Annotated in this window: 24 protein-coding genes, 1 tRNA gene and 1 pseudogene; 6 read left to right on the top strand and 20 right to left on the bottom strand. The window is 37.2% G+C overall.

Annotation, left to right across the window (positions count from 1 at the left end; all coding sequences use genetic code 11):
- Window positions 1-96: 96 nt before the first annotated feature.
- The 4 genes from ACKXGU_RS02375 to ACKXGU_RS02360 form a co-directional block, all read right to left on the bottom strand.
- Window positions 97-522 (bottom strand): hypothetical protein, encoded by a 426-nt coding sequence (locus tag ACKXGU_RS02375; RefSeq protein ID WP_463466476.1) that lies wholly within the window; start codon window positions 520-522, stop codon window positions 97-99.
- Window positions 523-616: 94 nt separating this feature from the next.
- Window positions 617-1,333: a hypothetical protein gene (locus ACKXGU_RS02370; protein WP_463466475.1), complete on the bottom strand. Its 717-nt coding sequence runs from the start codon at window positions 1,331-1,333 to the stop codon at window positions 617-619.
- Window positions 1,323-2,738: a tyrosine-type recombinase/integrase gene (locus tag ACKXGU_RS02365; protein WP_463466474.1), complete on the bottom strand. Its 1,416-nt coding sequence runs from the start codon at window positions 2,736-2,738 to the stop codon at window positions 1,323-1,325. Before ACKXGU_RS02365 ends, ACKXGU_RS02370 begins: the two co-directional genes overlap by 11 nt.
- A gap of 55 nt (window positions 2,739-2,793) precedes the next feature.
- A tRNA-Met gene (locus tag ACKXGU_RS02360) sits at window positions 2,794-2,867 on the bottom strand.
- A gap of 132 nt (window positions 2,868-2,999) precedes the next feature.
- Between ACKXGU_RS02360 and ACKXGU_RS02355 the strand changes: the two genes are divergently transcribed.
- On the top strand, window positions 3,000-3,386 hold the full coding sequence (locus ACKXGU_RS02355) for an START-like domain-containing protein (protein ID WP_463466473.1): 387 nt from the start codon (window positions 3,000-3,002) through the stop codon (window positions 3,384-3,386).
- A 37-nt stretch (window positions 3,387-3,423) separates the two neighbouring features.
- Here the strand turns inward: ACKXGU_RS02355 and ACKXGU_RS02350 are convergent, their stop codons facing one another.
- Complete coding sequence (locus ACKXGU_RS02350; protein WP_463467447.1) at window positions 3,424-3,576, bottom strand: hypothetical protein; 153 nt, start codon at window positions 3,574-3,576, stop codon at window positions 3,424-3,426.
- Here ACKXGU_RS02350 and ACKXGU_RS02345 point away from each other — a divergent pair.
- Complete coding sequence (locus ACKXGU_RS02345) at window positions 3,520-4,287, top strand: aminotransferase class IV (RefSeq protein WP_463467399.1); 768 nt, start codon at window positions 3,520-3,522, stop codon at window positions 4,285-4,287. The genes ACKXGU_RS02350 and ACKXGU_RS02345 overlap by 57 nt on opposite strands.
- Here the strand turns inward: ACKXGU_RS02345 and ACKXGU_RS02340 are convergent.
- From ACKXGU_RS02340 to ACKXGU_RS02315, 6 genes and pseudogenes are all read right to left on the bottom strand, one after another.
- Window positions 4,280-4,840: a YqgE/AlgH family protein gene (locus tag ACKXGU_RS02340; protein ID WP_463466472.1), complete on the bottom strand. Its 561-nt coding sequence runs from the start codon at window positions 4,838-4,840 to the stop codon at window positions 4,280-4,282. The two genes, ACKXGU_RS02345 and ACKXGU_RS02340, sit on opposite strands and share 8 nt — an antisense overlap.
- A gap of 125 nt (window positions 4,841-4,965) precedes the next feature.
- Window positions 4,966-5,238, bottom strand: a complete 273-nt coding sequence (locus ACKXGU_RS02335) for an HU family DNA-binding protein (RefSeq protein WP_223033439.1) — start codon at window positions 5,236-5,238, stop codon at window positions 4,966-4,968.
- A 38-nt stretch (window positions 5,239-5,276) separates the two neighbouring features.
- Entirely contained in the window at window positions 5,277-5,549 is a 273-nt protein-coding gene (locus tag ACKXGU_RS02330) for an HU family DNA-binding protein (RefSeq protein ID WP_463466471.1), read from the bottom strand.
- Between the two features lie 209 nt (window positions 5,550-5,758).
- Window positions 5,759-6,709, bottom strand: a complete 951-nt coding sequence (fmt, locus tag ACKXGU_RS02325) for a methionyl-tRNA formyltransferase (RefSeq protein WP_463466470.1) — start codon at window positions 6,707-6,709, stop codon at window positions 5,759-5,761.
- Window positions 6,706-8,610 carry a RecQ family ATP-dependent DNA helicase gene (locus tag ACKXGU_RS02320; RefSeq protein ID WP_463466469.1) on the bottom strand — a complete coding sequence of 635 codons (1,905 nt, stop codon included), beginning with the start codon at window positions 8,608-8,610 and terminating at the stop codon, window positions 6,706-6,708. The genes fmt and ACKXGU_RS02320 overlap by 4 nt, the downstream gene beginning before the upstream one ends.
- Window positions 8,610-9,153 (bottom strand): annotated as a pseudogene (locus tag ACKXGU_RS02315) (AAA family ATPase). Before ACKXGU_RS02315 ends, ACKXGU_RS02320 begins: the two are co-directional and overlap by 1 nt.
- 95 nt (window positions 9,154-9,248) lie before the next feature.
- On the opposite strand from ACKXGU_RS02315, the gene ACKXGU_RS02310 reads away from it, so the two are divergent.
- The 3 genes from ACKXGU_RS02310 to murA all read left to right on the top strand — a co-directional run bounded on the left by ACKXGU_RS02310 (window position 9,249) and on the right by murA (window position 11,567).
- Window positions 9,249-9,542 (top strand): DUF493 family protein, encoded by a 294-nt coding sequence (locus tag ACKXGU_RS02310; protein WP_463466468.1) that lies wholly within the window; start codon window positions 9,249-9,251, stop codon window positions 9,540-9,542.
- Between the two features lie 67 nt (window positions 9,543-9,609).
- Window positions 9,610-10,248, top strand: a complete 639-nt coding sequence (locus tag ACKXGU_RS02305) for a DUF4290 domain-containing protein (protein WP_463466467.1) — start codon at window positions 9,610-9,612, stop codon at window positions 10,246-10,248.
- 5 nt (window positions 10,249-10,253) lie between these two features.
- Entirely contained in the window at window positions 10,254-11,567 is a 1,314-nt protein-coding gene (murA, locus tag ACKXGU_RS02300) for a UDP-N-acetylglucosamine 1-carboxyvinyltransferase (protein ID WP_463466466.1), read from the top strand.
- 59 nt (window positions 11,568-11,626) lie between these two features.
- Here the strand turns inward: murA and ACKXGU_RS02295 are convergent, their stop codons facing one another.
- The 7 genes from ACKXGU_RS02295 to ACKXGU_RS02265 are packed head-to-tail and all read right to left on the bottom strand — an operon-like array spanning window position 11,627 to window position 17,085.
- The gene (locus ACKXGU_RS02295; RefSeq protein ID WP_463466465.1) at window positions 11,627-13,351 is read right to left on the bottom strand and encodes an FG-GAP-like repeat-containing protein; all 1,725 of its coding nucleotides are present in this window, start codon (window positions 13,349-13,351) and stop codon (window positions 11,627-11,629) included.
- A gap of 46 nt (window positions 13,352-13,397) precedes the next feature.
- The gene (locus ACKXGU_RS02290; protein WP_463467398.1) at window positions 13,398-14,702 is read right to left on the bottom strand and encodes a cryptochrome/photolyase family protein; all 1,305 of its coding nucleotides are present in this window, start codon (window positions 14,700-14,702) and stop codon (window positions 13,398-13,400) included.
- 2 nt (window positions 14,703-14,704) lie between these two features.
- Window positions 14,705-15,166 (bottom strand): SRPBCC family protein, encoded by a 462-nt coding sequence (locus tag ACKXGU_RS02285; RefSeq protein WP_463466464.1) that lies wholly within the window; start codon window positions 15,164-15,166, stop codon window positions 14,705-14,707.
- Window positions 15,166-15,630, bottom strand: a complete 465-nt coding sequence (locus ACKXGU_RS02280; RefSeq protein ID WP_463466463.1) for a TspO/MBR family protein — start codon at window positions 15,628-15,630, stop codon at window positions 15,166-15,168. The genes ACKXGU_RS02285 and ACKXGU_RS02280 overlap by 1 nt, the downstream gene beginning before the upstream one ends.
- Complete coding sequence (locus ACKXGU_RS02275; protein WP_463467397.1) at window positions 15,627-16,142, bottom strand: glutathione peroxidase; 516 nt, start codon at window positions 16,140-16,142, stop codon at window positions 15,627-15,629. The genes ACKXGU_RS02280 and ACKXGU_RS02275 overlap by 4 nt, the downstream gene beginning before the upstream one ends.
- Window positions 16,143-16,172: 30 nt before the next feature.
- Window positions 16,173-16,856 carry an SDR family NAD(P)-dependent oxidoreductase gene (locus ACKXGU_RS02270; RefSeq protein WP_463466462.1) on the bottom strand — a complete coding sequence of 228 codons (684 nt, stop codon included), beginning with the start codon at window positions 16,854-16,856 and terminating at the stop codon, window positions 16,173-16,175.
- A 4-nt stretch (window positions 16,857-16,860) separates the two neighbouring features.
- The gene (locus ACKXGU_RS02265; RefSeq protein ID WP_463467396.1) at window positions 16,861-17,085 is read right to left on the bottom strand and encodes a hypothetical protein; all 225 of its coding nucleotides are present in this window, start codon (window positions 17,083-17,085) and stop codon (window positions 16,861-16,863) included.
- 276 nt (window positions 17,086-17,361) lie between these two features.
- Between ACKXGU_RS02265 and ACKXGU_RS02260 the strand changes: the two genes are divergently transcribed.
- On the top strand, window positions 17,362-18,210 hold the full coding sequence (locus ACKXGU_RS02260) for a DUF2911 domain-containing protein (protein WP_463466461.1): 849 nt from the start codon (window positions 17,362-17,364) through the stop codon (window positions 18,208-18,210).
- A 53-nt stretch (window positions 18,211-18,263) separates the two neighbouring features.
- On the opposite strand, the gene ACKXGU_RS02255 is transcribed toward ACKXGU_RS02260, so the two are convergent.
- Window positions 18,264-18,464, bottom strand: coding sequence for a helix-turn-helix transcriptional regulator (locus ACKXGU_RS02255; RefSeq protein WP_463466460.1), 201 nt, complete (start codon window positions 18,462-18,464; stop codon window positions 18,264-18,266).
- A complete protein-coding gene (locus ACKXGU_RS02250) occupies window positions 18,454-18,921 on the bottom strand; it encodes a hypothetical protein (protein WP_463466459.1) in 468 nt (155 codons plus the stop codon). Before ACKXGU_RS02250 ends, ACKXGU_RS02255 begins: the two co-directional genes overlap by 11 nt.
- Window positions 18,922-19,024 lie beyond the last annotated feature (103 nt).

Below are 19,024 nucleotides of genomic sequence, written 5' to 3'. Positions count from 1 at the left end.
AAGATTGCACCCTTGCTATTGACTACTTATGTAGTCATTTTGACGACAGTGGTAGTCATATATGCCCTTTTTAATAAAGGAACAGTATAGGGTTGTTTACTTATCTAAAGAGATAAAGCTATATTTCACCTCGTTGGTTTCTAAATCAAAATACGGTAAGGCACCATAGTCATTAGGGGGTAAGTTATTTACTTTATGATAACGTTTTATCTTAGATGCTAAATAGCTTATATCATCTTTGGTTGCTGATTTATTGCCTTTTGGAGTAGCAAGTTTTGTTATACCATGAGCAAGTAAACTTCCAGCAGCAGAATTTCCAACTCCAGCGAAACTCATTTTTTCAATTTTACTGATTGACTGTTGATTATTCTTGTTTTCATCATTAGTTAGCGAATCTTGATTTAACTTTTTTGCATGATGTGCCTTTGACCTACAGGTGTTACTACAATATTTCTGAACGCGACGTCTTTTCGGTATAAATTCCTTAAAACAGTATTCACAAGTATAAAATTCTTTTTCCATTATTTATGCGTTAAATAAACGTTCATTTGACGTATAATTTGTATGTTTTTAATGATTTCGGTTACAATTGTCACCATTTTGACTAAAGATGTTGTCAATTTAAATTATCATTTTCGTGATATAAATATTCAGTGTCTATTCCAAAAACTGTTTCCAAAATATAGTTTCTGGCTTTTTCATCAGTCATTAGAGATTTTTTTTGTTTAGCCTTAACAGGTTCTTCTTTCTTCCCTGCTTTAGTAGGTCTTTCAATCTCATTATTTATGTCGACTTCTGGAAGTTCCTCTAAAGTTTCAGATACTATTTCTAAAATATGATTGTCATCTACTTCAAATGTGATTGTTTCTTCTCCTAAATAGCTTTCAATTTTATTGGCGTGTTTATCAAAAGCATTCGCCTGAACTTGAAACATGCTTTCCGTTTTAGAGGTCGTTATTGGAATATCATTTTTCACGTTTTTGAACATCCATTGTGTTAGTATACAATGAATCCCAACATACTCTCCATATTTTTCCATAGTATGCTTAAATTCTACTGGAGACACATTGTTTTTTAGAGCTATAAGATCAGTGACATTATTATCCAATAGATTTTCTTTTTTCATAATCTCTAAACCATCTATTGCGGAAGGGTTGCTATGTACTTCTTGTTGCAAATTGGAGTAGTAAACAATATTTACCATGTTGGGCTTTATAATGTCACTTAAAAATGTTGGGTCTATATAATGGTAGTACCGTTTTGGTACATAAAAAATATAGCTTTTAGATAGATTAGAAATAATCTTATTTAAAACTTGCTTACTATTCTCCATCCATTCGTATTAAATCGGAATAATCACTTGGTAAAAAAGCATCAATATCACGCAAGTATTTTTCCAAGGCTTGCATGGATGTATGGCCTGTAATGGTCATTAATACGCTTTTGGCCTCAAAAGGCGAACTATTTTCAAGTAGCTTGCGATATAGTTTTGTGATAAAGGTATGTCTGAAGCTATATAAGCCAAAATCAGTTCCCAAATTGAATTTATCTTTGACCACGCGCTTAAATCGCTTTGAAAAATAATCCCTTCGGTTATCAACAGCAGCATCCCATGGCAATCCGATGCCTTTTGGTGTTATGAGTACATTATCACCTGATAATTTTGTTAAATCAGGAAGCGATTCTAATATAAGTTCTGGAATAATTTTGGTTTTAAAATTGCTGTTCTTTGCTTGGAATGTTAAGGTTTTGGTTTCAAGATTCAAATCCTTGACTCGAAGTCTGTTAACCTCAATAGGCCTCATATAGTTGTAAGCGATAAATTTGATGTACAATAAAAGTATGGGATCATTCTTTTCAAGGTAGCTAAATATTGCTTCTAAAGTCTGTGAGTCATATCGTTTATGACGTTCTGGTTTTGCTTTTAGAACTGGTGTTTTTCGCATGACGTTTGCAGGAATGATTTCATTGTCCTCTAATACCTGCATCATACTACTTAAATCTACCCGACTATTGTTTCTACTACGAGGGGTATTTTTAACAAGGTGCTGGTTTAGATAGCCCATAGCCATTTTTCGGGTGATCTGGTCTGGATGTATGACTTCTGGATATTCCTTGTTCAACCATTTTATGAAATTCTTCGATCGATTTCGATAATCCTGAAGGGTACGAGGCTTAACAATTTTTTCTTTCATCTTCAAGGCAAAATCAAAGCCTTCCCTTAAGGTCATTTTCTCCTCTTCTGTCTTTTCGGTTTTATTTTCAATTATTGAGACAGTATTTTCTGATACAGATATGGTTTCGGTCTCCGTACTTTTTTTGAGAAAAGGCAGGGGTTTAATATTTTCTTTTGGATAGGTTATGGTAGGTACAAGTTCAACCTTTGGTTCTTCTGGGACGTAAGTTGGTTTGCTACCTAAAAATCGCGCTAAATTGTCTTCGTATGGATTATAGCCCTCCCTTAAAAGCCGATGCAGGGTCTTCTTATAAAATGTTAGGACGTTAAGACGGTCTGTTTTGGTTCGTAGTTTATTGGCTATGCCATAAATGTTTTTCTGCCGTTCCATCTTTCCTGTAGAGGGGTTTCTAAATGAAAAATAGACATACCAACGGCGTTTTAGGTTTCCGTTGCCAGTGTAGATCTTCGGGGCTGAAAATTGTTTTTTGTTTGCCAAATTGTGTTCTAAAAAGGGCTCCTTTTCGTGTTCAAATGTAAGAAATTCAGTTAAGGTTAACATAAAAAAAACGGTTTAGAGTGAACTAAACCGTCTATTTACGCTGAACAACGCTTTGTAGCGAGGACGAGATTTGAACTCGTGACCTCTGGGTTATGAATCCAACGCTCTAACCAACTGAGCTACCTCGCCGTTTTTAAGGCTGCAAATATAACAACAAATTTATTCAGTACAAATAAATGTCCGTATAAAATATTTATAAAAAATAGTTTTGAAAACTTCTCAATTAATGTATATATTGAGCGCACAAACATAACAACGACTATGGACGAAAAAGTGAAATTTGAAATGGAGTTTCCAATACATGCTTCACCACAACTATTATATCAATACATTTCTACGCCTTCAGGCCTATCTGAATGGTTTGCCGAAAACGTCAATTCACGTGGCGAATTGTTTCGCTTTATCTGGGACGGTACCGAGGAGCAAGCCAAGTTGGTGAGCAAGAAAAGTGGCGAGCGTATCAAGTTTAAGTGGGTAGCCGATGAGGATGAACCTTACTATTTTGAAATTCGCATTCAGGTTGATGAGATTACCAAGGATGTATCAGTCATTGTGATTGATTTTGCCGAGGAAGATGAGGTGGATGAGGCCAAGATGCTTTGGGAAAATCAAATCTCGGATTTAAAGCAAGTATTGGGTTCGGCATAACAACCCTTTTTAATATAAAAGCTATCTTTGTCCCAAATTATTTGGGACTTTTTTTATGATTAATTTCAACGGCACACTCACCGAAAACACCAGTATACTCGATAGCAACAACCGTGGTTTTAACTATGGCGACATGGTTTTTGAAACCATACGCTGCTCGGTAGGGAAACCCTTGTTTTGGGAGGACCATTACTTTAGATTGATGGCGTCTATGCGCATTCTGCGTATGGAGATCCCCATGAATTTTACCATGGAGTTTCTAGAAGCGCAGTTAGTCGCTACTTTGCAAGCCAATGATTTGGAAAACCAAACAGCTCGAGTAAAGTTATCCGTGTTTAGAAATACTGGTGGGCTTTATTCCCCAGAAGACAACGGTGTGGGGTATTTGATACAGGCCAGCCCGTTGGATGAGCCGTTTTATCTGTTTCGTGATGGTGTTTATGAGGTGGACTTATTTAAGGATTACTATCTGGCACCTGGATTACTATCCACACTAAAAACCAATAACCGCGCCCTGAATGTGGTGGGGAGTGTATTTGCCAAAGAGAACAACCTACACAATTGCCTGTTATTGAATACCAACAAGAGTGTGGTGGAAGCGCTAAATGGGAATGTGTTTTTAGTAAACGGCAACACCATTAAGACACCACCTTTAGCTGATGGTTGCCTGAAAGGGATTATGCGCAAACAGTTGATGGACTTGATAACCAGCTCTAAAGATTATGAGTTGGAGGAAGCTTCCATTTCACCGTTTGAACTGCAAAAGGCTGATGAGTTGTTTATTACCAATGTGATAGGGGGTATTCAACCAGTTAGTCAATACCGCAAGAAAGGTTTTGCCCACACTGTGGCCAAGGATTTATTTCAAAAACTAAACGTGAAGATCCGCCTGACTAGTTAAAACTAGGGTCTTCGGGGGCATTGGACCAAATGGAGTATTCGCCACCAAACTCCATCATTTTTTCCTTCCAAAAGGTTTCGTAGTCTTTTTCAATAATGGATTTCTTATAGACATTCTCGGTAACAATCCAGGAATTGGACTTGAGTTCCTCATTCAACTGGTTGGCATCCCAACCGGAATATCCTAAAAAGAACCGAATGTGCTTTTCGTTTAATTTGTTGTTAGCAATAAGTTCGGCTACCTTATTGAAGTCGCCACCCCAATATATACCCAAGGAAATCTCGATGCTTTCCGGAATGAGATCGGGTACCTGATGGATGAAGTAGAGGTTATCCTGTTCTACAGGGCCGCCATTGTAAACCTTGAAGTGCGCATCGACTTCCGGAATAAGGTCGTTGATGGTATATTCCAAGGGTTTGTTAAGAATGAAGCCTATGGAACCTTCGTCATTATGGTCGGCAAGTAGGATTATGGAACGGTTAAAAGAAACATCACCAATTATAGATGGCTCGGCGATTAACAAGTGACCTTTTTTGGGCTGGATTGTAATCATATAGTTGCGAGTTTATATACTAAATCTAATATTTTTTTTATTAATAACCAACAGAAACAGGACCTAACTAAAAAAGGCCTTCAAAATACATGAAGGCCTTTTTAGTATGGTTACATTCTAAAAATTTAGTTGATAGCCTTCGATAAATCCGAACCAGCTTTAAACTTTACTACATTTTTAGCTTTTATTTTAATAGTCTTTCCAGTTTGTGGGTTTCTTCCGTCTCTTGCAGCTCTTCTAGAAACTGACCAAGATCCAAAACCTACTAGAGAAACACGCTTACCTTTTTGTAAAGCACCTTCAATATCAATTAAAAAAGAGTCTAATGCTTTTTTAGCAGCAGCTTTAGTAATTCCGGCATTTTCTGCCATTCCATCGATTAAATCTGATTTATTCATAGTATATAAAAATTATAATTAAGTTATTGATTATAGTATTAGTTAACAGCTTGAGACAAATCAGAACCTGCCTTAAACTTCACCACATTTTTAGCTTTTATTTTAATAGTCTTTCCAGTTTGTGGGTTTCTACCGTCTCTTGCAGCTCTTCTAGAAACCGACCAAGAACCAAAACCTACTAGAGATACTCTGTTACCTTTTTGTAAAGCACCTTCGATATCAATTAATAAAGAATCTAATGCTTTTTTAGCAGCTGCTTTAGAAATTCCAGCATTTTCTGCCATTCCTTCGATTAAATCTGTTTTGTTCATAAGTTTAATTTTAAATAATTAATAGATTGTTGATTAATCCTTTACGTGGATATACGTTTTTAGGTTAATCCTCTACAAATTTATACGGAATATCAAACCACGCAAGTAATAGCAAGGGAAATGCCTTAATTTGTTAATAACTTAACACATTTGTTAATAAAGACTATGCATTTTGTCGATGTTTTTGAAATATCAATAACGACAAGGGGTTAGAGCATTTTTGCGTAGGGTAAAAATTGATATCCGTTTAATAAGGAAACACTATCCATTTTTCGTTTGCCCGGAAGCTTCAATTCATGGATTTGAATATAACCATTCGCAACGGCTACCTTGATGGTTTTTTTATCGGTCAGGATATGACCCACGCTGTAGTTGTGTTTGTCCGAAAGGACACTGGTTTTATAGATTTTGATATCCAGAGTATCCTCACCATTTTGTAAATAGCACCAGGCTCCCGGATAGGGATTTAAGCCGCGTACTTTGTTATGGATGTGATCAATGGCGTCATACCAGTCAATCTTGCAGTTGTCCCGATCGAGTTTATTGGCATCCTTAATAGCGCTCGTTTCGTCCTGTGGAACCGTTTTTACTGTGCCTACTTCGATGCGCTTGACAGTTTCCAGTACCAGCTGGCTACCAACAACCATTAATTTGTCATGTAAGGTACCTGCATTGTCCTCGGGTTCTATAAAGACTTCCTGTTGCAGAATCATATCGCCCGTGTCAATTTTTTCATCGATGAAGAAGGTTGAGACACCCGTTTTGGTTTCCCCATTGATAATGGCCCAGTTAATGGGAGCAGCACCGCGATAGTTGGGAAGTAGGGAGGCATGCAGATTGAAAGTCCCTAATTCAGGCATTTGCCAAACCAGTTTGGGTAGCATTCTAAAAGCGACCACAATCTGTAAATTGGCTTGCAAGGCTTGTAACTCTTGAATGAAATCTTCGCTTTTCAGATTCGTGGGTTGCAGGATATGCAGACCTTGAGACTGGGCATAGGTTTTTACTGCCGATTCCTGAAGTTTACGACCTCTGCCAGCCGGTTTATCTGGTGCTGTGATGACTCCCACAATATGGTATTGGTTTTCGACCAAGGTTTTTAGGGTTGCTACAGCAAAATCGGGTGTGCCCATAAAGACTATTCGTAGTTTGGTGCTCATAGGTGTGCTAATTTATAGGTGTTTGTTTTGGTAATATCAATAATGTGATGTTCTAACAATATATGTAATGTTTCCTGTATCTCCTCCTTGTTGTAGGGCAATCGTTCCGTGAGTTCCCGAGAAGATAGTGGCTGATTCTCCAATTGGGAGATAATAGCATGCCTAACCGATTTGGCATCTGGTTTTTGCGAGGTTTTTTTCTTTTGAATACAAACCGAACAGATTCCACAATCCTGAACATGGTTTTCACCAAAATAGGTGAGAAGCTGCACGTTCTTGCAGGTTGTTTGATTGTCTACATAGTCCAAAACCGATTGAATCTGTTTCTTTTTTAAGGTGTTTTGCTGTTCAATGGTCTGGGCGATGCGGTTGATGGTTTTATCGTCTTCCCGTGGTTCTATAAAGGTAATCTGGGCGTCGGTTTTGGATAGTTTTAATGTGATAATCTCATCCTTTTCCAACTTACGGAGATGCTGTTCCAATTGCGGTTCGGTGATGCCTGCTTTTTCAGAAATACGCAAGGTGTTTATAGGTGTTTCGTGTTCAAACACACCACCATAGGTACGTAATATGGATTTTGTAACCATAGCCAGCTCGGGATAGGTATCCAGATAGTCAAACAAGGTGTCGTTGGCTACAATAAACTGTAATTGGGTATGGTTCTTAAATTGCTGGGTCAAGCTAATAATGCTGCTTCTATCCAAAGCTTGTATGGCATTGTAAGTCACTGGACTTTCAAATCCGTAGGTTTTGCAAAACAGGTTAAAGTTGAAATTATAGGTAGCCTGTTGCCCTTCACCGTAGGGAATTTGAAAATAATTGCAGAGCTTTCGGTAAACGGTTTTTATAAAATCTACCGACGGTAAGGCACTTAAAAATTGATTCTTTAAATGGAGGTCGTCCTGCTTGCCCTTCAAAATAACCGCAAAGGCTTTGTTGCCATTTCTTCCGGCTCTTCCAGCTTCCTGAAAATAACTTTCCAGACTATCGGGTAAACTGAAATGTATGACGGTTTTAACATTGGGTTTATCGATTCCCATACCAAAGGCATTGGTAGCCACCATGACCAATTGCTTTTCCGAGAGCCAATCATTTAACTGGTCTGTTTTTTCCGTATTGGACAACCCGCCATGAAAGTAGGTTGCCGCTATGCCGTTGTTGCTTAAATAACTGCTTAACTCGATGGTCAATTTTCTGTTGCGGACATAAATTATGGCTGGTTCCGGATTTTTTTTGAGTATCCTTAAGATTTCATAACGCTTGTCGTTAGTGTCAAAGGTCATGTAAGCCAAACTACTTCTATGAAAGGATTGCTTGAATATTTTAGGATTGATAAAATCCAGTTCCGTGACAATATCATTAACTACTTCGGGTGTCGCCGAAGCCGTTAAGGCTATACAATTGACTTGAGGGTGCCATTCCCGTAATTGCGCAATGTTTCTGTAGGCCGGTCTGAAATCATGTCCCCATTGTGAGATGCAATGCGCTTCATCAACCGCAATGAGATTCACGGGCATTTGCCTGATACGATCCTGGACGATTTCCTGTTGCAAGCGTTCTGGCGACAGATACAGAAATTTGTAGTTGCCATAAATGCAATTATCAAGCTTGGTATCTAATTCGTCATACGATATACCACTGGTCAGAGCCATGGCCTTAATACCTTTATCGTTAAGCGTTTGAACCTGGTTTTTCATCAGGGCCACCAAAGGTGATACTACCAAGCAAATACCGTCCTTGATAAGAGCAGGAATTTGGAAACAAATAGATTTACCGCCACCTGTTGGTAGTAACGCAAAGGTGTCTTCATTCTCCAGAACCGCCTGTATGATGTCTTCCTGAAGGGGTCTAAAAGTGGTGAAGCCCCAATATTTTTCCAGTATATCAATGGGTTGCTCCATTAGAGGTTCTTTATCGAATTTAGGATGTGTTGTGCCCTGTTTTCAACACTATCAAATGGTACATCCATCAACTTGTAGTTGAATCGTTCATAGGTATTCAATAAATGATGGTGTATTTTGACTGCTTGATCAAAGTTTTCGTAGCGTTCATTGTCACTCACAAAAATTTCCTGCCAGGGTTCCAAAATAAAAACCATATCATAGGTATGGGTTTTACAACTGTTTATAAAAGTCTCTGGATAAGAATCTCCAATATAATCCATATACGCCAAAACGTCAGGTATGCCACGGTCTAAAAACACGAGGTCAGTCGGTGATTTTTCAGCTTGATGATATTGCTTTTCACGACCTGCCAATAACAATTCACTGAATAAGAGTGGTTGACTTAAAAATAACTGATCCACACCATCTTCGCGGGCTTTGAGTGTTACCTGTTCTGGAAATTTCTTCCAGGCAAATATGTCCGCGGGATAGCAATTCGTTAATGATGGATGTTTTTCCGGTACCTGGACCACCCGTAATAACAATTCGTTTTGTGTTCAATTTGGCAAGGTTTTGGCTGTAAAATTCGTAATTAAAAAGCAAACTAAAAAATACAAAGGTAAAGCCTATCTTTGTAGTTTATCTTAAAAACGATTATGAGCGAAGAAAATAAAGAAAGAGCCTTTTACGAAAAGCTAAAAATACAATTATACGAAACCAGTTCCTGGCCAACTGAATATTTATTCAAGTTTATTGTAGTAACAGATTCTACAGGTATTCAGGATGTGGAAGATCTGTTTAATGGTGTTGGAGCCGTGATTACCACCAAAGCCTCTAAAAATGGTAAATATACCAGTGTTTCCATTCATGTAAATATGAAGAATCCGGAGGCGGTTGTAGCCAAGTATATTGAAGTTTCAGAAAAGGTGGAAGGGATTATTAGCCTTTAGTTTTTTTTTGTATTTTGCGCAAGCATGAAACTTCTTGCAAAACCTTAACATCTACACATTTTTTATTTTGATAGAACATTTAGAATACAATTCAGAACGCGAGCATTTGATTATTCCCGAGTACGGTAGACATTTGCAGAAAATGATCAATTATGCCAAAACGCGGGAGTCCAAAGAGGAACGCAACAAGCTGGCTCGTGCCATCATATCGGTTATGGGGAACTTACAACCGCATTTGCGTGATGTACCTGATTTTCAGCATAAGCTTTGGGACCAGTTGTTCATTATGTCCAATTTTGAACTAGATGCTGATTCTCCTTTTGAGAAACCATCCAAAGATGCCTTGGCCGGGCGTCCTGAGCCCTTAAAATATCCGCAGAATCACCCTAAATACCGTTTTTATGGTAACAACATCAAAACGATGATTGATGTTGCCAATACCTGGGATGATGGTGAAATGAAAGAGGCATTGGTATATACCATTGCCAACCATATGAAAAAATGCTTTTTGAACTGGAACAAGGACACCGTTGAGGACGATGTTATCTTTGAGCATTTACGTGAACTATCGGATGGTAAAATTAATCTCCAACATATGGATGAGGATTTAACCGATGCGACCAGTTTGATGCGCAATAAGAAAAAATATGGTTCCAATTCCAAAAAGGGACATCACAAAAAAAACAGAAATAGAAAACGCTATTAGACTTCATGGGAATATTTAAAATTGAAGGCGGTCATCAATTAAAAGGGAAGATACAACCTCAAGGCGCCAAAAACGAAGCACTACAAATTTTATGTGCTGTGCTCTTAACTCCTGAACAAGTTACGATTCATAATATTCCGGACATTGTTGATGTTAATAAACTCATTGAGCTTTTAAAGAAATTAGGTGTCAAGGTTGAAAAACTGGGTGCTAATTCCTATTCTTTCCAGGCGGATGAAGTGAATTTGAAGTATCTGGAATCAGAGGCTTTTAAAGAAGATGGACGTGGGTTACGTGGTTCTATTATGATTGTTGGACCCTTATTGGCGCGATTTGGCAAAGGCTATATTCCAAAGCCTGGTGGCGATAAAATTGGTAGAAGACGATTAGATACGCATTTTGAAGGGTTTATTAATCTAGGTGCTAAATTCCGTTATAATCGTGAAGACTATTTTTATGGTGTAGAGGCCGACAAACTGGTTGGCACCTACATGCTTTTAGATGAAGCATCTGTTACAGGTACAGCCAATATTGTGATGGCAGCTGTTTTAGCAGAAGGTACAACCACGATTTATAACGCTGCTTGCGAGCCGTATTTGCAACAACTGTGTAAAATGTTGAATAGAATGGGTGCCAAAATTCGAGGTATTGGCTCCAATATGTTAATTATTGATGGTGTTGATAGTTTGGGTGGTACGGAGCATACCATGTTACCTGATATGATTGAAATAGGTAGCTGGATTGGATTAGCGGCCATGACCAAAAGTGAACTGACCATTACCAATGTGAGTTGGGATGACCTGGGGCAAATACCCAATGTGTTCAGAAAATTGGGGATTACCGTTGAAAGACAGGGTGATGATATCCATATACCAGCCCATACTGATGGTTATGAAATCCAAAATTATATTGATGGTTCCATCTTAACCATATCAGATGCACCATGGCCAGGATTTACGCCTGATTTATTGAGTATCATATTAGTTGTAGCTACTCAAGCCAGGGGTAGCGTATTGGTTCATCAAAAGATGTTTGAGAGTCGCTTGTTCTTCGTGGATAAATTGATTGATATGGGGGCAAAAATTATTTTATGCGATCCGCATCGGGCTACGGTCATTGGGCACGATTTTAAATCAACCCTGAAAGCGACGACTATGACATCGCCCGATATTCGTGCCGGTGTTTCCTTATTGATTGCAGCGCTTTCTGCTAAAGGTACTTCGGTGATTCACAATATTGAGCAGATTGATAGAGGTTATGAAAACATTGATGAGCGATTACGAGCGATAGGCGCCAAGATTGAACGGATTAAAGAATAATATATAAACAAAAAAGCTTCGAAAATTTCGAAGCTTTTTTGTTATCTGTCTTAACAATTTTATTCCTTAATAATCTTATGGGTGGTTTTGGAATTTTGCGATGTCAATTGCATAATATAGATGCCATTGCTTAAATGGTTTATATTAATTTGATTGGAAGCTGGTAAAACTGTTTCCGTTTGAACTTGCTTACCGGACAAATCATAGATAGCATAGCTGAAACTGCCATTGATTGTAGTTTCAATATTTAATATGTCATTTGTTGGATTAGGTGAAATATGGATTGTTTGGCTGCTAAACGATTCCGTTGATAATGTTTGTCCTTCTTCAATGACTAAAACTTCGTTGATATTTGGATTGGAGACCGTATCAACACTTCCTGAAGGCCAATGCACAACCACTGCATCAATTTCTGTGGCTGTTCCCAGACCAAAATGGGTCATTAAAGAGTTCATAATTCCATAACTTTCACCGGAGCGTACTTCCCGAATTTGGCTTCCCCAGGCGCCTTGAATTTCTATTCTGGCACCAATACCATTAATGTTACTAGCGTCGCCAATTAAGCGGATTTCACTCCAGTTATTGGCATTACCATCATTTAAATAAAGCACGTCAGGATTACTTGATGGTCCATTGTAACCCGTTGCAAAACCAGCCATCACGTCGATAAAGCCATCGTTGTTTAAATCGCCCACAGCGGCACTTTGGATCCTTGAGGGACCTGCTGGTAGGGTGAATGGTGCTGATACTTCTGTAAAGGTTTTATCACCATTATTTTTAAATATATGGTGAATACCACTACGCATGGTAACGAATATATCGATATACGTATCGTTGTCAAAATCTTCCATAACAACCTGAATACCACCAGAGCCTAAACTGGCTAATTCGCCTGTTATGCCGCAGGTTGGTGTAATATCCGTGAAATTTCCCGCGCCATCATTTACAAAGATCATACTAGTAATATCATGATTGATAAGGACACAATCCAGATCACCATCATTATCGATATCTTCAAAATTAGCAGACCAAGATTGTCCCAATGGAGCCAAACCTCTGGTTGCAGCTTCATCAGTATAATTATTGGTGCCATCATTCATAAATAGTAAATTGACACGTCTACCATCATTTGGATCGTTAACGCCTAAACGGCATTTTGAAATGTATAAATCTAAATAACCATCATTGTTCACGTCTGCCCAAATACTGCCATAGTTTCCAGAGTTATCTGATGGGATTGTTGAAACGGCATTAATCAGCCCGTTATTAACGGTCATGTTACCACTACCATCATTAGAATAGGCTAACGAAACGCCATCGTCATGACAGGCAAAAATATCAATGCTACCATTATTGTCAATATCAGCAAAGTTGACGTTTTGCATAAAAATACTTCCTGCCAGAGTTGTTGACGTGTATAATGACCCATCAGAATTGGCTTTAATGAGTTTAACACCATTATAGGCGCCACCAGTAATGACGTCATTATAGCCGTTTTCATCCACATCGGCTATGGCTAGACCCCATTGGGAACCACCCACGCTGCCAAAATTGTATTGGGTGAAGTTGCCACCACCTGCTGTTTGATATTCGATTTGTAAGTTTCTAGCATCATCCAGTCTAATGATATCGTCAAGTCCATCACCATTCATATCGCTTACGCCAATGGCACAGCCACTCGTTAATGAAGCATTAACCAATAAAGCGTTGGAATTTGTAAAGGTGATTTGGGCTATTGAAAGCATTGGGAGCAATCCCAAAACCAAAAGTAGTTTTTTATTCATGATGTCAATTGTTAGATGGGTAAAGATAATTCAAATTATTAAAAATCTAACTAACTGCCTGTTTATAAGTTTTTAAACAGCGTTCTCTAGCACCCTTGTGATCGACGATGGGTTGCGGATAGGTGAGTTCTTGATATTCCGGCACCCATTTTTGGATGTATTCGTGATTTTTGTCAAATTTTTGAATCTGGGTCGTTGGGTTAAAAATTCTGAAATAGGGCGCAGCATCGACACCGCATCCCGCTACCCATTGCCAATTTCCAATATTACTGGCCATTTCATAATCATGTAGCTTCTCTGCAAAATAAGCTTCGCCCCAGCGCCAGTCTATTAATAAATGCTTGCATAAAAACGATCCCACCAGCATTCTCACACGGTTGTGCATATACCCCGTTTCATTCAATTCGCGCATACCAGCATCAACTAGCGGATAACCAGTTTGACCATCGCACCAAGCTTTAAATTCCGACTCATTGTTACGCCATTCGATTCTATCATATTTGGGTTTGAAGCTTTCATGCACTGTTTTGGGAAAGTGCCATAATATTTGCATAAAAAACTCGCGCCAGATGAGTTCTTGCCAAAAAACTTCGTTTTTTTCAGAAATAGCCTTTTTGACCATTTCCCGAATGCTCACCGTACCAAACCGCAAATGCGGCCCTAAATGGGAGGTAGCATCTTGAGCTGGAAAATTACGCTTGGCTTCGTATTCTTGAATGATTTTGGGGGTGACCTGATATTGTGCAATTTCTTGATTGGATTTTTCGAATCCAATGTCAGATAGCGACAGATTTGGCAATCGGGAATGTGCTACAACATTTTTTAAATACTTACTGGTATCATAATTAGATAAGTTTTCTGATTTGAAGGTGTTTTTCCAGGTTTTCATATATGGCGTATAAACCATATATGGATCACCATCACTTTTAACAATCTCATCTTTCTCGAAAATGACCTGATCTTTAAAGGTTTTAAAGTCAATACCTTGATTATTTAAAAACTGTTTAACGTCCTTATCACGTTTGATGGCATAAGGTTCGTAATCGTGATTGGTGTAAACGGATTCTATCTTGTAATCTGTGGTAAGGCTTTTAAAAATATCAATTGGTTTTCCGAGAAATATAGCGATACTACTTCCTTGATTTTCCTGAAGGGAATCCCGCATAGCTTGAAGCGTCTTGTGAATAAAAGTGACACGAGCATCATTGGAAGGGAGTTTATCTAATATATCCTTATCAAAAATGAAAATAGGCATCACAGGATTGTCACCTTTTAGGGCTTGCATCAAGCCATGATTGTCATCCAATCTTAAATCTCTACGAAACCAAAAAATAGATAAGGGTTCATTCATCATTAAAACGTTCCAAAAAGTTCGGCCAGCTTGTTTTGTCTGTATTTAAAAATTTCCTCCAATTTGGGTTTCACCAAAATAGGATGGACTAATTGTCCGACAACTCCCATTGGAATTTTGTAGTCTATAATATCTTCCATTTCGACACCGCCATCAATTTCTTTTATAAAATGTTTGTGATGCCAGAGTGCATAGGGGCCAAAACGCTGTTCATCTACAAAATACTCCTGATCAATAACATGGGTTATTTCTGTAACCCATTTTGTTTTAATACCTAAAACAGGCGTTACTATGTACTGAATGATTTGTCCAGCATACATGGGTTTATCAGCACCAGACAGAATATGAAAACCCATATAATCTGGGGTGATAGTTTTTAAATTTTTAGGGTTTGATAGAAAGTCCCAGGCTTCAGCAACTGATATGGGTAAATTCTGTTTTTTGTGTAGCGTGTAGATTTTCATTAATTATAAATAAAAATATAAGCATTTAGAGACGTCGCAATCATTAACCATAGCATATATGGAACTAAAAGATATTTATATGCTTTCATGTCATCCATTCTAAATTTAAGGAAGAAATAGAAAATGACTAACGTTAACAGGGCGATATTAATAAGTCCTAAACCAACATAATGCTGATTAAAAAAGATATAATTCCAAATAACGTTTAAAAACAGCTGTACGATAAATAATAACCTTAAAAACCTTGAATCCAGTTCCGAAAATAATTTAGCCAGATAGATGGAGAAACAGATCATGATAACAGTCCAGGCTACTCCAAACACCCATCCAGCAGGTGTCCATGGTGCTTTATTTAAATCTTTATACCATGAGGATTGTGGGCCATTGTCCATAAGCCAACTGCCCAAAGCCAAGGCTCCAAAATTAATAATCAGGAATAATATTAATCGTTTTGCAAAGCTCACTTAAGATGTTTTGTTATTTTAGAACTCATGGGCTTCGTTATTGAATAATAGTAGTCGATAAATTCGCCGTTTTTTCCAATTAAATATTTCTGAAAATTCCATTTAACGGATGAACTGGATTTGCCATTGAGATCTTTATTGGTTAGCCATTGATACAATGGATGCTGGTTGTCGCCTTTAACATCTACTTTTTCGGTCATCAAGAAGGTCACGCCATAATTTTTCTCACAAAAGGATTTGATTTGACTGGCTGTTCCAGGTTCTTGACCTCCAAATTGGTTGCAGGGCACTCCAATAATCATCATTTTGTCTTGATAGGTATCGTATAATTTTTGAAGATCAGTATATTGACCAGTAAAACCACATTCAGACGCCACATTGACAAAAAGAATATATTTTCCTTTATAATCTGAAAGACTTATGGGGTTGCCTTCTAAACTAGTAATTTCAATGTCGTATATTGATTGTTGTGAACTATTTTGAGCTGTAGATTTATTAAAAATGTTTAGCATTATTAAAGTTATTAGGATGTTTTTCATTCTTTAAATTTTAAATGATACAATACCGCAATCCATTTCAAAAACCTGACCAGACATGGATGCTGCTTTTTCTGAAAGTAAAAATAAGGCCATTTCAGAAACTTCGGTGGGTTCTAAAAACTTTTTCAAGGGATGCCTCTCCGTAATTTTTTCTATCATTTTATCATTTCGCAGTAATTTTGAAGCTAAATCGGTATTGGTAATTGTTGGTGCAATGGCATTGATACGTATTTTAGGCGCCAATTCAGCGCCCAATGATTTTGTTAGGCCTTCGACTGCAGATTTGGCTGCGGCAACACTAGTGTGATAAGGCATACCTAATTTTGTAGCCACAGTACTAAACAACACGATAGCAGGATTATTGCTAGACTTTAGCTTGGGTAGATATTTTTGAATGGTTTTAATAGCGCCAATGACATTGATATCAAAATCATCTTTAAAGTCTTGAGGGCTTAAACTCTCAAATGGTTTTAAATTAATACTACCTGGACAATAGATTAATCCATCACAGGTATCGACATCAGGCAAATCATCGGTCACAATATCAACCGTATAATGCGTGAGATTGTTGTGGGAAATGGACGGCTCGGTTCTGCTAATATTGATAACGTTATGGTCTTTTACTAAACTCTCAAGAAGGGCCTTGCCAATTCCTTGACTACCGCCAACGATAATATAGGTTTTCATAACATTACGCTGTTAAAGGCTTGCCTTTTAATCTTTTCTCGACCTTACGCTTAATAACTGTAAGACGTTTCATAATATCCATTATTTTCTGGTCTTTTTTCTTTTTGTATATCTGATTTAGTTCTAAAATTAATCTTTTGGCCTCTCTGGATATCTTTATCCGATCACTAGTTGAGAGGGATTTCATTTTTTGCTTTTCAAATTCCAGAGCTTTTTCTATTGTTTCCATAGCTTTATTGTCTTTTTTAATTCCCATTCAGTTACTCAAATTTATATAAAATAAAATTAATTGTCTAATTATTTTTAAAAAAAGTTATACAAAAATATATCATACAATATAGTTTTAATATTCTATTGGTTACATGTTAAGTAATAGACTAAATCTATCATTGGATTGTCTCTATCTTTCACATTTTTAATTTAGTACTAATCAAGTATTAATCGTATATTTACCTTTCTTTAAAACAAAAAATATATTTAAGACTTATTAAACACTACTAATCACATGAAAAAATTATCATTTTTTACGTTACTAATAGGCTTGACATTTAGCTTAAATGCTCAAGTAAAAACACCTCAACCGAGTCCGTTTAGCAAGGTTGAACAAAAAGTGGGTTTGACTGACATAACTGTTGAATATTCGCGTCCAAGTGTTAAGAATAGAACCATTTTTGGAGACTTGGTAGCCTATAATGAGGTATGGCGCACAGGAGCCAATAAAAATACGATCATTACGTTTACTGATGCCATAACGATTCAGGGAACAAAGGTTAAAGCAGGTTCCTATTCAATTTATTCAGTACCTGGTGAAGAAAAGTGGACTGTGTACTTATATAATGAAACCGAAAATTGGGGCACGCCACAAAAATGGGAAGAAAATAAAATTGTAGCGACTGCTAAAGTTGAACCTTACACACTGCCTTTTGCTGTTGAAACATTTACTATTGATGTCAACAATATTACCAATGGCGGAGCCTCTTTAGATATTATGTGGGACAAAACATATGTTTCAGTTCCATTCACAGTTCCTACTGACGCTAAAGTTTTAAGATCTATCAATGATGCCTTAAACAGTGAACCGACAGCTCAAGATTTTTATGCATCTGCTGTTTACTACTTACAGGAAAATAAAGACATAAAACAAGCTAAAGAATGGATTGATCAGTCTATGAAAATGACAGATAAACCAGCTTTTTGGCAATTAAGACAACAGTCTTTGATTTATGCCAAATATGGTGATAAGGAAGGCGCTATAAGATTGGCACAACAATCACTGGAAGGTGCTGAAGCTGCTGGTAATGTTCAGTATATTAAGTTTAATGAGGCTTCTATTTCTGAATGGAGTAAGAATTAAATTGTCTCATCATTATATATAAAAGAGCGACCTTATTGGTCGCTTTTTTGATTTTAATCATTAATGTCCAAAAAGAATATTTCCTCAACAGGTTTATTGAATAGTTTGCCAATTTTCAATGCTAACACCGTTGAAGGGACATATTTGTTTTTTTCCATAGCATTTATGGTTTGCCTACTGACCCCAATTTTTTCCGCCAATTCAGCTTGTGTTAAATTGTGAATAGCGCGCTCTACCTTTAAATTATTCTTCATGGTCAACAGATTTAAGTTTAATAAAATTAAATCTAAAGAGAAAAAAGAGTAGAGGTGTGAAAACGTTAAAAATCAACACGTTGAAAAAAGTCATGTCATACACAAATACTATTGTGAAAAGCAATAAGATATAGTTGAAAATAATAGCCCAAACTAGCGATTCGGTTCGAAGTTTGTAGATGTATTCATCTTCTATTTTTTCTTTGGAAAACCCAACCAAGAGGCCTCCAATAATAATACATACAAAAACCAATTCATCGGCAATGCCATTGTCGATGATTTTAAAAAATCCAGCATCTCCAATAAATGGATCACTGTAAATGGAAAATACTTTTGTCACCATTAGCTCGCCATCATAACCAATAGCGTATAAGACTATTCCTCCTAAAAGACCCGCAATAAAGAGAAACCAGCCTATTGGCTTCCATTTATTAGGTAATAAATAATTTGTTTTCATAACTGTTCGATTTTAAAATTGATAAGACAAATGTAAAATAAACTTTACATATTAGCAAATAAACTTTACATAATAAGGTTTAAGTATCCATATCACAGGATTT

This window comes from Hanstruepera sp. CR43, assembly GCF_055227665.1.
This window is presented reverse-complemented; position numbering and strand designations above follow the sequence as displayed.